Origin of the sequence: Intrasporangium sp., assembly GCF_040414665.1 — a bacterium.
GTDB lineage: Bacteria > Actinomycetota > Actinomycetes > Actinomycetales > Dermatophilaceae > Intrasporangium.
This window is the reverse complement of record NZ_JBEDUL010000149.1, coordinates 1-12,686: the sequence shown is the minus strand read 5'-3', so window position 1 is coordinate 12,686 and position 12,686 is coordinate 1. Positions and strand designations below refer to the sequence as shown.

Here is a 12,686-nt window from a genome sequence, read left to right as displayed (position 1 = left end):
GTTGAGGTCTCCGCCCTCGCCCCGGAGCAGGTCGAGACCGCTGTCGAGCAGGCTCTGGGTGCCATCGCGGCAGCCGCCTCGCTCGACGACCTGAAGGCCGTCCGCATCGCGCACCAGGGTGAGAAGAGCGCCCTGGCACTGGCCAACCGCGAGATCGGGGCCCTGCCGCCGAGCGCCAAGGCCGAGGCCGGCAAGCGCGTCGGCCAGGCGCGGGGGCGGGTCGCCTCGGCGCTCACCGCCCGCCAGACCGAGCTCGAGGCCGAGCGCGACGAACGCATCCTCGTCGAGGAGCGGGTCGACGTCACGGTTCCCGTCGTCCGGAGCCCGTTCGGCGCGCGGCACCCCATCGAGCTGGTGTCCCAGCGGCTCGTCGACGCCTTCGTCGGGATGGGGTGGGAGGTCGCCGAGGGACCGGAGCTCGAGGCGGAATGGCTCAACTTCGACGCCCTCAACCTCGGTCCGGACCATCCAGCCCGTCAGATGCAGGACACCTTCTTCCTCGACCCGGTCGACTCCGGCCTCGTCCTGCGCACGCACACGTCCCCGGTCCAGATCCGCACCATGCTCGAGCAGCAGCCGCCGATCTACATCGTCGCGCCCGGCAAGGTGTACCGCACGGACGACCTCGACGCGACGCACACTCCGGTCTTCCACCAGATCGAGTGCCTCGCCGTGGACAAGGGACTGACGATGGCGCACCTGCGAGGTGCGATCGATGCGTTCGTCCAGATCATGTTCGGTGAGGGCACCCAGACCCGGGTGCGCGCATCGTACTTCCCGTTCACCGAGCCGTCGATGGAGACCGACTTCGTCTGCTTCGCCTGCCACGGAGCGCCCGGCCCGGACGGGTGCCGGACCTGCGGTGGGTCCGGCTGGATCGAGCTCGGCGGGTCCGGCATGGTCAACCGCAAGGTGCTGCGCGCCTGCGGAATCGACCCGGACGTCTACTCCGGTTTCGCCTTCGGGCTCGGTATCGAAAGGGCGCTGATGCTTCGCCACGGGGTCCAGGGCATGCACGACATGGTCGAGGGCGACGTGCGCTTCTCACGGCAGTTCGGGATGGAGGTCTGAGATGCGGGCACCCCTGAGCTGGCTGGCCGAGTACACCGACCTCGCCCCGGGAGCGACCGGCGTCGACGTCGCCGCCTCGCTCGTCGCTGTCGGGCTCGAGGAGGAGGACCTCCACGGCGGCGACATCACCGGGCCCCTCGTCGTCGGCCGGGTCCTCGACTTCGAGGAGACGATCCAGAAGAACGGCAAGCCGATCCGCTTCTGCGCCGTCGACGTCGGGCAGCACGGCCAGATGGTCACCGACGGCAAGCACCAGGAGATCGTCTGTGGTGCGACCAACTTCGAGGTGGGCGACCTCGTCGTCGTCGTCCTGCCCGGAGCGATCCTGCCCGGTGGCTTCCACATCTCCGCTCGCAAGACCTACGGACGCGTGTCCAACGGCATGATCTGCGCCGAGGACGAGATCGGGCTCGGGCACGACCACGCGGGGATCATCGTCCTTTCCCGCCTCCTCGGTGAGGAGCACCTGGCCGGCGTCCAGCCCGGCGACGATGCCATCGCCCTCCTCGGACTGGGTGAGGAGACCATCGAGGCCAACGTGACGCCCGACCGGGGCTACTGCTTCTCGGTCCGCGGCCTGGCGCGCGAGTACTGGCACAGCCAGGGCAGCCCGGCAGGCGGGTTCCGCGACCCAGCACTCGTCGACACCCCCGCAGCGAACGACGCCGGGTACGCCGTCGTGCTCAAGGACGAGGCGCCGATCGACGGTGTCGAGGGCTGCGACCGGTTCGTGGCGCGAGTCGTGCGCGGAGTCGACGCCTCGGCGCCCTCACCCACGTGGATGCAGAAGCGGATCGCCCAGATGGGCATGCGACCGATCTCGCTCGCGGTCGATGTGACGAACTACGTCATGATGGCGCTCGGCCAGCCGCTCCACGCCTACGACCTTGACACCCTCGGGGGACCGATCGTCGTCCGTCGGGCCCGGCGTGGAGAGACGCTGACCACGCTCGACGGCATCAAGCGCACGCTCGATCCCGAGGACCTGCTCATCACGGACGAGGGCGACGGGAGCGGCGAGGCCATCCTCGGCATGGCCGGAGTCATGGGTGGAGCATCCTCGGAGGTGAGCGCCACGACCTCGAACGTGCTCATCGAGGCTGCCCACTTCGACCCCACCTCCGTGGCGCGGACGTCCCGTCGGCACAAGCTCGTCAGCGAGGCATCCAAGCGCTTCGAGCGGGGGGTCGACCCCCGCGTTCCCGCCGCGGCTGCGGAGCTGGCGGTGCGTCTGCTCGTCGAGCACGGCGGCGGGCAGGTCGACCCCGGGGTGACCGATGTCGACCGGACCTCGAGTAGAGATGCCTTCCGGCTCGACGTGACCGCGCCCTCGCGGATCGTCGGGGTGGACTACCCACGGCATCGAGTGGTCCGGATCCTGCGTGACCTCGGCGCCGACGTCGCCGAGCTCGAGGACCCCCGCCACGTCGACGTCACTCCGCCCTCGTGGCGCCCGGACCTCGTTGATGCACCGGACTACGCGGAGGAAGTCGCCCGGATCGACGGCTACAACAACATCCCGTCCGTGACGCCGACCCCGAGCGAGGGACGGGGGCTCACCCACGGCCAGGGCATCCGGCGGGTTGTCGCCGACGCGCTCGCCGGTGCCGGCTTCACCGAGGTGCTCAGCTACCCGTTCGTCTCGGAGGAGCTGGCCGACCAGCTGATGCTGCCCGACGACGACGACCGGCGCCGTGCGGTCCGGCTCGCCAACCCGCTGTCCGAGGAACGCCCGCTCATGCGGACCTCCGTCCTCGCCAGCCTCGTCGACGTCCTGCGGCGCAACGTCTCGCGCGGGCACAAGGATGTGGCGCTCTTCGAGATGGGCCTCGTCTTCCGTCCCGGCGGCCCGCTCCGCCGCGCTCCCATCCCCGGCGTGTCAGCGCGTCCCTCGGACGACGAGCTCGAGCAGCTGTATGCCGCTGTCCCCCCGCAGCCGCGGCGCGTCGGCCTCATCGCTACCGGCCTCATCGAGCGCGCCGGCTGGTGGGGTCCGGGTCGGCCGGCTGAGTGGAGCGACATGGTCTCGGCCGTCCAGGCGGTCGCGGCTGCCCTCGTCGTCCCGGTCGTCGTCGCTGCCGACCCCGACCATGCTCCCTGGCATCCGGGCCGGTGCGCGCGGATCACGCTCACCGACGGAACCCTCGTGGGCCACGCAGGCGAGCTTCACCCGAAAGTCCTCACGGCGCTGGAGCTGCCCGCGAGAACGGTCGCGGCGGAGATCGATGTCGACGTCCTGACCGCGGCGAGTGATCGGGCAGTCCAGGCGGAGCCGTTCTCCACATTCCCGCCCGCCATGACCGACATCGCCCTTCTCGTGCGGACCGAGGTCGCTGCGGCTGACGTCGAGTCGGCACTCCGGTCCGGGGCCGGGCCGGCCCTCGAGCTCGTCTCCCTCTTCGATGTCTACGAGGGTGAGCGGATCGACGAGGGGCACAAGTCGCTCGCCTATCGCCTGACGTTCCGGGCCGCGGACCGGACCCTGACCACCGACGAGGTCAACGGCTTCCGGGACGCGGCCGTCGCCGCCGCTGCAGAGGCGGTCGGCGCGATCCAGCGCTGACCGCGCCGTCGGCCTTGCCACCGCAACACCCCGAGCAGCAGTCAATCCACCGCGGAAAAAACCGTTCGCAGTTGGCCGTTGCCCGGTGTGTTGCTGGGATGTCGGCCGCGGAGAGGAGATGCCGGCCGGCTGCAGGTGTATGCATGGACGTGTATAGTCATGCATCGTGACCAGGGCAGCAGTAGCGGGGGCGAGCGGGTATGCCGGCGGGGAGATCCTCCGGCTCCTGCTCGCCCACCCGCACCTCGAGATCGGAGCCGTGACGGCGGGGGGCAGCGCCGGTGAGCTCCTCGGGGCGATCCATCCCCAGCTGACGCCGCTTGCCGGACGACGCCTCGAGGACACCTCGGTCGAGACCCTGTCCGGGCACGAGGTGGTCTTCCTCGCGCTGCCTCACGGTCACTCGGCCGCCCTCGCTGCGCAGCTGCCCGACGACGTCGTCGTCATCGACTGCGGTGCCGACTTCCGGCTCGAGTCCGGCGATGCGTGGACGACGTTCTACGACACGCCCCACGCGGGTTCGTGGCCCTACGGCATGCCGGAGCTGCCGGTCAGCGCGGGCAGCCTCCAGGCCAAGCAGCGCGGCCTGCTGAGCGGGGCGCGACGCATCGCCGTTCCGGGGTGCTACCCGACGGCGGTCTCGCTCGCGCTCGCACCCGGGCTCGCGGCCGGAGTGCTCGCCCCGGACGACATCGTGGTCGTCGCAGCCTCGGGGACCTCCGGTGCTGGGAAAGGACTGAAACCGCACCTGCTCGGCAGCGAGGTGATGGGCTCGATGTCGCCGTACGGGGTCGGGGGCGTGCATCGGCACACTCCGGAGATCGAGCAGAACCTCAGCCGGGCCGCCAACGCCGCAGTGACGGTCTCCTTCACCCCGACCCTCGCGCCCATGGCACGGGGGATCCTCGCGACGTGCACGGCCCGGCTGGCTCCCGGCACGAGGGCCGACACCGTCCGCGCGGCGTGGGAGCGGGCGTACGAGGACGAGCCGTTCGTCCACGTCCTGCCCGAGGGCCAGTGGCCACGGACCGCAGACGTGATGGCGAGCAACAACGTCCAGGTCCAGGTTGCCGTCGACGAGCGGGCCAACAGGGTGGTGGTCGTCTCCGCCGTCGACAACCTGACCAAGGGCACCGCCGGCGCGGCCGTGCAGTGTGCGAACATCGCGCTCGGCCTCGACGAGACCACCGGTCTTCCGGTCGCGGGAGTGGCACCGTGACGGGCGAGACGCTCCAGCTGCCCCGCGGCTTCCGTGCCGCGGGCGTCACCGCCGGGCTCAAGGCGAGCGGCACGCCCGATCTGGCCCTCGTCGTCAACGACGGTCCGGACCACACCGGGGCCGCCGTCTTCACGAGCAACCGCGTCGAGGCCGCGCCGGTGACCTGGTCACGGCAGGTCGTCAGGGACGGCAGGGTCGACGCCGTCGTCCTCAACTCGGGCGGCGCCAACGCGTGCACCGGCCCCCAGGGTTTTGCCGACACCCACCGCACGGCCGAGCACGTCGCCCAGGTCCTCGACATCTCCCCGGGGGACGTCGTCGTCTGCTCCACTGGCCTGATCGGGGAGCTGCTGCCGATGGACATGCTGCTCGCCGGCGTCGACGCGGCCGCCGGCTCGCTGGCCCCGGACGGCCTCGCGGACGCCGCCGAGGCCATCAGGACGACGGACACGGTCCACAAGGTCGCCGGGTACTCCGCAGACGGCTGGTCCGTTGCCGGCATGGCCAAGGGCGCCGGGATGCTCGCGCCCGCGCTGGCCACGATGCTCGTCGTTCTCACCACCGACGCGGCGGTCTCGGCAGCGGATCTCGACGCCGCACTCCGCTCGGCCACCGCAGCCACCTTCGACCGCATCGACTCGGACGGCTGCATGTCGACGAACGACACGGTGGTCGTCCTGGCCTCCGGTGCCTCGGGGATGCCCGTCGACCACGTCACGTTGACCAGCGCCCTGACCGCGGTGTGCTCGAGCCTGGCCCGCCAGCTCATCGCCGACGCCGAGGGAGCGGCCCACGAGATCGCCATCGAGGTGCGCGGAGCAGCGTCGGTCGACGATGCACTGGAGGTGGCGCGCTCCATCGCCCGCAACAACCTCTTCAAGTGCGCGATCTTCGGCAACGACCCCAACTGGGGTCGGGTCCTCGCCGCGGTTGGCACGACGCAGGCGGCCTTCGACCCGCTGGAACTCGACGTCCACATGAACGGCGTGCAGGTGTGCCGGTCCGGAGGAGTGGGGGAGGATCGCTCGCTCGTCGACCTCGACCAGCGGGACGTCCACGTGCTCGTCGACCTCCACGCCGGCACCGAGACCGCAACGGTGTGGACCAACGACCTGACCCACGACTACGTCCACGAGAACTCGGCCTACAGCACATGACGGCACACCCCCACCACGCCCTCCGCGGACTCATCGACGCGGCCAGCATCCGGGTTGCCGCGGGCAAGGCCGCCACGCTCGTCGAGGCGCTGCCGTGGCTCGAGCGCTTCCGGGACGCCCTCGTCGTCGTCAAGTACGGCGGCAACGCGATGGTCGACGAGCGGCTGAAGAAGGCGTTTGCCCAGGACATCGCGTTCCTTCGCTTTGCCGGGCTGCGGCCCGTCGTCGTCCACGGCGGCGGCCCTCAGATCAAGGCGATGCTCGCTCGCCTCGGCCTCGAGAGCGAGTTCAAGGGCGGACTGCGCGTCACGACGCCGGAGGTCATGGATGTCGTTCGGATGGTCCTCACCGGTCAGGTCGGTCGGGAGCTCGTGGGGCTGCTCAACCAGCACGGACCGATCGCGGTGGGGCTGTCCGGCGAGGACGCCGGCCTCCTCGGAGCCCGCCGACGCGGGACCGAGATCAACGGCGAGCTGGTGGACCTCGGCCTCGTCGGTGACGTGGAGAGCGTCAACCCGTCGGCAGTGCTGGACATCCTCGCCGCGGGCCGGGTCCCCGTCGTGTCCACGGTGGCACCGGACCTCGACGGGAACGGCCAGGTCCTCAACGTCAACGCCGACACCGCCGCGGCCGCTCTGGCCGTCGCCCTCGACGCCAAGAAGCTCGTCGTCCTGACCGACGTCGAGGGCATCTACGCCGACTGGCCGGACCGTTCCTCACTCCTGTCCTCCATCGATGTCGCCGCGGCAAGAGACCTGCTCCAGCGCGTCGACGAGGGGATGGTGCCCAAGCTCGAGGCCTGCATCCGGGCCGTCGCGGGCGGCGTCCCCCAGGCGCACGTCGTCGACGGTCGCCAGCCACACTCGATCCTTCTGGAGATCTTCACCGACGAGGGGATCGGGACGATGGTCCTGCCCGCTCCGAACCCGAGCACCAGCAGTGCAGCAGCCGGAGGCGCGTCATGACCGTGGGCACCGACCTGCTCCAGCGGTACGCGGGCGCCCTGGTCCAGGTCTTCGGGCAGCCGCAGCTCGTCCTGGCGTCCGGGCACGGCTGCTGGGTCACCGATGTCGACGGCAAGCGGTACCTCGACCTCCTCTCCGGGATCGCGGTCAACGCACTCGGCCACGGCCACCCCGCACTGGTGCAGGCGGTCGCGAAGCAGGCTGAGCAGGCCATCCACATCAGCAACTTCTTCACTTCCGAGCCGGCCATCCTGCTCGCCGAACGGCTGCTGTCCCTTGCCGGGGCACCCGCGGGCTCGGGCGTCTTCTTCGCCAACTCCGGGACCGAGGCCATCGAGGCCGCCATCAAGCTCTCGCGCCGCACGGGCAGGACGCGCCTCGTCGCACTCGAGGGCTCGTTCCACGGGCGCTCCACCGGGGCGCTCGCGCTGACCCACAAGGCGGCCTATCGGGAGCCCTTCGAACCGCTCATCCCTGACGTCACCTTCGTCCCGCCCAACGACGAGGCGGCCCTGGCTGCTGCGATCGACGACCGGACGGCGGCGGTGTTCGTCGAGCCGATCCAGGGCGAGGCCGGGGTCCGGGAGCTCTCGGCCGACTATCTCCGGCTGGCTCGCAGCCTGACGTCCCGCCACGGCGCCCTGCTCGTCCTGGATGAGATCCAGACCGGTGTCGGCCGCACCGGCCGCTGGTTCGCGCACCAGGACGCCGGCATCGTCCCCGACGCCATGACGCTGGCGAAGGGTCTCGCGGGCGGCGTCCCGATCGGTGCCCTCGTCACCTTCGGCGCCCGGACCACGGGCCTGCTCGCCGCCGGCCAGCACGGGACCACGTTCGGGGGCAACCCGCTCGCGTGCGCCGCGGGGCTCGCCGTCCTCGACACGATCGAGCGGGAGGACCTGCTCGGCAACGCCGTGCGCGTCGGCGCGCTGCTCGACACACTCGACGTCGCCGGCGTCTCAGCCACGCGCGGACGCGGCCTGCTGCGCGCGATCGAGCTCAGCGGCATACCTGCTCCTGCCGCCATGGCCACCGCCAGGGACGCAGGCTTCATCGTCAACGCCGTGACACCGACGGCGCTGCGCCTCGCGCCGCCACTGGTCATCGCGGAGGACGAGCTCACGAGCTTCGTCGACGCACTTCCTGCGATCCTCGACGCCGCGCGGAGGCTCGCATGAGCCGCACGCAGCGCCAGGCGCGCATCCTCGAGCTGCTCGATGAGCATGAGGTGAGGAGCCAGGGCGAGCTGTCCGACCTCCTCGTCGCCGAGGGGATCGAGGTGACCCAGGCGACCCTGTCGCGTGACCTCGTCGAAGTGGGTGCCGTCAAGGTCCGTCGGGGAGGCGCCCTCGTCTACGCGATCCCGGGGGACGGCGGCGACGTCGCGGCGACCGGGTCGATCGCCGGCACCGCCAGTGCCCGGCTGCGGCGCACCTGCGAGGAGCTGCTGGTCTCCGCGACCCCCGCTCGGAACCTCGTCATCCTGCGCACGCCGCCCGGCGCGGCCAACTACCTGGCGTCCGCCATCGACCAGACCCGCGATCCCGCCGTCCTCGGCACGCTCGCCGGCGACGACACCATCATGCTCGTGGCCGCGTCCGACAAGGACGCGGCGACGATCGCCACCCGTCTCCAGGGCCTCGTCGGATCTCGAGACTGACCGCCCGCAACACCCCGAGGAGCCTTCCCGATGACCGCCGATGCGCCGCACCCTGCCACCCCGCTCAGCCTGTGGGGCGGCCGCTTCGCGAGCGGCCCCGACGAGGCGCTCGCTGCGCTCTCCAAGGGCACCCACTTCGACTGGCGGCTCGCGCCCCAGGACATCGCCGGCTCACGCGCACATGCCAGAGTGCTGTATGCCGCTGGGCTCCTCTCCGACGAAGAGCTCGCCGGGATGGTGGCCGGGTTGGACCGCCTCGAGGAGGACGTCCGGTCCGGCGTCTTCGCCCCTGCCGAGGAGGACGAGGACGTCCACACGGCGCTGGAGCGTGGGCTCATCGACCGGATCGGCCCGGAGCTGGGTGGGCGGCTGCGAGCCGGCCGGTCACGCAACGACCAGATCGCCACGCTCTTCCGGATGTACCTGCGCGAGCATGCCCGGGTCGTCGGGGGGCTGGTGCTCGATGTCGTCGACGCCCTCATCGGGCAGGCGGATGCCCACCCGGGGGTCGCCATGCCCGGGCGGACGCATCTGCAGCACGCCCAGCCCGTCCTGCTCTCGCACCACCTGCTCGCGCACGTCTGGGCGTTGCTCCGCGACATCGACCGCCTCCGCGACTGGGACGTGCGGACCAACGCGTCGCCCTACGGTTCCGGTGCGCTCGCCGGCTCCTCGCTGGGTCTCGACCCGGAGGTCGTCGCCAAGGACCTCGGCTTCGCCCGAGCCGTCGAGAACTCGATCGACGGGACCGCGTCTCGCGACTTCGCCGCAGAGTTCGCGTTCGTCTGCGCGATGACGGCAGTGGACATCTCTCGCATCGCCGAGGAGGTCGTCCTGTGGGCGACCCGGGAGTTCTCCTTCATCACGCTCGACGATGCCTACTCGACCGGGTCGAGCATCATGCCCCAGAAGAAGAACCCGGACGTGGCAGAGCTCGCCCGTGGGAAGGCCGGCCGGATCGTCGGAGACCTCGCCGGGCTGTTGACGACCCTCAAGGCCCTGCCGCTCGCCTACAACCGGGACCTTCAGGAGGACAAGGAGCCGGTCTTCGACGCGGTCGACACGCTCGAGGTGCTGCTGCCGGCGTTCTCCGGGATGGTCGCCACGCTGACCTTCCACACCGAGCGGCTGGCATCCCTGGCGCCACAGGGGTTCGCCCTGGCCACCGACATCGCCGAGTGGCTCGTCCGCCAGGGTGTGCCGTTCCGCGTCGCCCATGAGGTGGCTGGGGCCTGCGTCCGCGAGTGTGAGTCGCGCGGCATCGAGCTGTGGGACCTGACCGACGACGACTTCGGCCGCATCAGCGAGCACTTGACCCCGGGCGTGCGCTCGGTGCTCTCCGTGGAGGGTTCCATCGCCTCACGTGACGCGGTCGGGGGCACGGCCCCGGTCCGGGTGAGCGAGCAGCTGGAGTCCGCCAAGGCGGCCTCGGCTGCGGCACGGTCCTGGGCGGCCGGTAGCGTCTGACCGCGTGACCCCCCGCGACCAGGTGGACCCTGCGCGGCACCGCCCGGATCGGCTGCCGCGCTCGTTCTTCGCGCGACCGGTCCTCGAGGTCGCACCGGACCTGCTCGGCTGTCACGTCACGCACGCCGGAGTCACCGTCCGACTGACCGAGGTCGAGGCGTACGCCGGCCAGATCGACCCCGGCTCGCACGCCTACCGGGGCCCGACGCCGCGGACCCGAGTCATGTTCGGGCCGGCCGGTTTCCTCTACGTCTACTTCACCTACGGCAACCACTGGTGCGCCAACCTCGTCGTCGGCCACGAGGGCAGCGCGTCCGCCGTGTTGCTCAGGGGCGGCGAGGTCGTCGCCGGCCACGACCGTGCCGGCGACCGGCGCCCCGGCATGCCGCACCGCGACTGGGCCAGGGGTCCCGGTCGGATGGGCCAGGTGCTCGCGCTGGGTCGCGACGAGACCGGACGTGACTTCTGCCGCCCATCGATCGGCGAGCCGGTCGACCTCGTCGTGAGCCCTCCGAAGGGGGAGGTCGACCGGGAGCGCATCCGGACCGGCCCCCGCGTGGGCGTGAGCGGGCCGGGTGGGGACGAGAAGGTCTTCCCATGGCGGTTCTGGCTCGACGGCGAGCCGACGGTATCCACATACCGGCCCGGTGTCGTGCGCAGGAGGCCACGGACGGTCACGACCTGAGCATGGCGACCGAGCCCCCGGCCGTTCCTGCCGTTGGGCACCCGGCGAGCCCGGCGGCATACGCCATCGTGGTCGTGATCTGGGACGGGCCCCGCTCTCATTGGCCCGCCCAGCACCCGGTAGGGCAGTCTGTGACGCGGTGGGCACACGGTCCGGCCGATGACACAACGCAACCGAGAGGAACGCGATCCCCGTGACGGACATCTTCGACGAGCTGCAGTGGCGCGGCCTGGTGGCACAGACCACCGACGAGGCGGCGCTGCGCGACGCACTCGCGAAGGGACCCGTGACGCTGTATTGCGGCTTCGACCCGAGCGCGCCCTCGCTCCACTTCGGCAACTTCGTCCAGGTCTCCGTGCTCCGGCGGATGCAGGCGGCCGGGCACCGGGTCATCTGCCTCGTCGGCGGCTCGACCGGCCTCATCGGTGACCCGAAGCCGGACTCCGAGCGGGTCCTGCAGGACAAGGAGACGATCGCCGAGTCCGTGGCGCGGATCCAGCGGCTGGTCGGCCCGCTGCTGGACTTCGAGGGGGACAACCCGGCGATCCTCGTCAACAACCTCGACTGGACTGCCCCGTTGAGCGCGCTCGACTTCCTCCGTGAGGTTGGCCAGCACTTCCGGGTCAACCAGATGATCCGCAAGGAGGCGATCGCCAGGCGCCTCGAGAGCGAGCAGGGCATCTCCTACACCGAGTTCAGCTACCAGCTGCTCCAGGCGCTGGACTACCTGCACCTGTTCCGGGCGCACGGCTGCCACCTGCAGATCGGGGGCAGCGACCAGTGGGGCAACATCACGGCGGGCGTCGACCTCGTGCACCGGGCCGAAGGCGCCTCCGTCCACGCTCTCTCCACGCCCTTGCTCGTCGACTCCTCCGGTCGCAAGTTCGGCAAGTCGGAGGGCAACGCCGTGTGGCTGTCCGCGGACATGACCAGCCCCTATGCCTTCTACCAGTACTTCCTCAACGTCGAGGACGCGTCGGTCGTGGCGATGCTCAAGGCGCTGACCGACCGCAGCCGCGAGGAGATCGCCGAGCTCGAACGGCAGGTCGAGGAGGAGCCGTTCCGTCGGGCGGCTCAGCGGACTCTGGCCGCTGACGTCACCACCCTCGTGCACGGCGCGGAGGCGACCGAAGCAGTCCAGGCCGCAAGTGAGGCGCTCTTCGGCAAGGGGCAGCTGGACGTGCTCGACGTCGGGACCCTCATCGACGCGACGAGCGAGCTGCCCGGAGCCGACGTCGGGGTGGGGACCTCGTTCGTCGATGCCATGGTCGCCGCCGGACTGGTCGAGTCGCGAAAGGCGGCCAGACGAGCCATCGGCGAGGGCGGGGCATCGCTCAACAACGTCAAGGTGACCGATCCGGAGCTCGTCCTCGACTCGGAGGATTTCCTGCACGGCCGGGTGGCGGTGCTGAAACGCGGGCGCAAGAGCCTGGCTGCCGCGCGGCGCGCCTGACCAGGGCCGATGCGGGGCGGATCGTCCCTTTTGGGGCCTTCGCAGGGGCGATTTGGCATTCGCGGCGGCCGCGGGCTAGTGTTCTCTTCGTCAGCCCGACAGGGAGGAACGGACGCCACAGCGGCGGCAAATATCGCCGAGCGAAGTAGGCCGGTCCCGGGGCAGACAACCTTCGAGCAAGAGAGACCAGGGTCTGGTCCACTCGCTCGTGGGTACCGCCGACGTCAGGCGGGTTGGCTCGACCGCTCCTCGAGCGGGTCGCAAGTTTGACTCGGTCCGGAGCGGCGGGTAAAGTAGAAGGGTTGCCCCGGAGGCTGGCTGTTGGCTGGTTGATGGTGTGTGTCCGGTTCTTGAGAACTCAACAGCGTGTCAAAAATCGATGCCAATTACCTCGTTGTGGGGGTGTGGCTGGCTGCCTTTGTGGGTGGTTGGTTGTGTCCTCGCGC

General features: G+C 70.8%; 10 protein-coding genes. All 10 read left to right on the top strand.

Annotation, left to right across the window (positions count from 1 at the left end):
• The coding region (pheS, locus tag ABF401_RS15850; protein WP_353510541.1) for a phenylalanine--tRNA ligase subunit alpha at positions 1-1,071 on the top strand (1,071 nt) is incomplete at its 5' end.
• Between the two features lies 1 nt (position 1,072).
• Positions 1,073-3,634, top strand: a complete 2,562-nt coding sequence (pheT, locus tag ABF401_RS15845; RefSeq protein ID WP_353510540.1) for a phenylalanine--tRNA ligase subunit beta — start codon at positions 1,073-1,075, stop codon at positions 3,632-3,634.
• A 166-nt stretch (positions 3,635-3,800) separates the two neighbouring features.
• Positions 3,801-4,853 (top strand): N-acetyl-gamma-glutamyl-phosphate reductase, encoded by a 1,053-nt coding sequence (gene argC / locus ABF401_RS15840; RefSeq protein ID WP_353510539.1) that lies wholly within the window; start codon positions 3,801-3,803, stop codon positions 4,851-4,853.
• Positions 4,850-6,010 carry a bifunctional glutamate N-acetyltransferase/amino-acid acetyltransferase ArgJ gene (gene argJ, locus ABF401_RS15835; RefSeq protein ID WP_353510538.1) on the top strand — a complete coding sequence of 387 codons (1,161 nt, stop codon included), beginning with the start codon at positions 4,850-4,852 and terminating at the stop codon, positions 6,008-6,010. The genes argC and argJ overlap by 4 nt, the downstream gene beginning before the upstream one ends.
• Complete coding sequence (gene argB / locus ABF401_RS15830; protein WP_353510537.1) at positions 6,007-6,975, top strand: acetylglutamate kinase; 969 nt, start codon at positions 6,007-6,009, stop codon at positions 6,973-6,975. Before argJ ends, argB begins: the two co-directional genes overlap by 4 nt.
• Positions 6,972-8,153 (top strand): acetylornithine transaminase, encoded by a 1,182-nt coding sequence (locus ABF401_RS15825; RefSeq protein WP_353510536.1) that lies wholly within the window; start codon positions 6,972-6,974, stop codon positions 8,151-8,153. Before argB ends, ABF401_RS15825 begins: the two co-directional genes overlap by 4 nt.
• The gene (gene argR / locus ABF401_RS15820) at positions 8,150-8,635 is read left to right on the top strand and encodes an arginine repressor (protein WP_353510535.1); all 486 of its coding nucleotides are present in this window, start codon (positions 8,150-8,152) and stop codon (positions 8,633-8,635) included. Before ABF401_RS15825 ends, argR begins: the two co-directional genes overlap by 4 nt.
• 30 nt (positions 8,636-8,665) lie before the next feature.
• Positions 8,666-10,102, top strand: a complete 1,437-nt coding sequence (gene argH / locus ABF401_RS15815; protein ID WP_353510534.1) for an argininosuccinate lyase — start codon at positions 8,666-8,668, stop codon at positions 10,100-10,102.
• 4 nt (positions 10,103-10,106) lie between these two features.
• Positions 10,107-10,787, top strand: coding sequence for a DNA-3-methyladenine glycosylase (locus tag ABF401_RS15810; protein WP_353510533.1), 681 nt, complete (start codon positions 10,107-10,109; stop codon positions 10,785-10,787).
• 193 nt (positions 10,788-10,980) lie between these two features.
• On the top strand, positions 10,981-12,240 hold the full coding sequence (tyrS, locus tag ABF401_RS15805; protein ID WP_353510532.1) for a tyrosine--tRNA ligase: 1,260 nt from the start codon (positions 10,981-10,983) through the stop codon (positions 12,238-12,240).
• The last annotated feature ends 446 nt before the right edge of the window (positions 12,241-12,686 follow it).

Excerpts from the sequence above, each read along its gene's own strand:
- pheT (WP_353510540.1), top strand. The coding sequence starts at position 1,073 with ATGCGGGCACCCCTGAGCTGGCTGGCCGAGTACACCGACCTCGCCCCG.
- argB (WP_353510537.1), top strand. The coding sequence starts at position 6,007 with ATGACGGCACACCCCCACCACGCCCTCCGCGGACTCATCGACGCGGCC.
- ABF401_RS15825 (WP_353510536.1), top strand. The coding sequence starts at position 6,972 with ATGACCGTGGGCACCGACCTGCTCCAGCGGTACGCGGGCGCCCTGGTC.
- argR (WP_353510535.1), top strand. The coding sequence starts at position 8,150 with ATGAGCCGCACGCAGCGCCAGGCGCGCATCCTCGAGCTGCTCGATGAG.
- argH (WP_353510534.1), top strand. The coding sequence starts at position 8,666 with ATGACCGCCGATGCGCCGCACCCTGCCACCCCGCTCAGCCTGTGGGGC.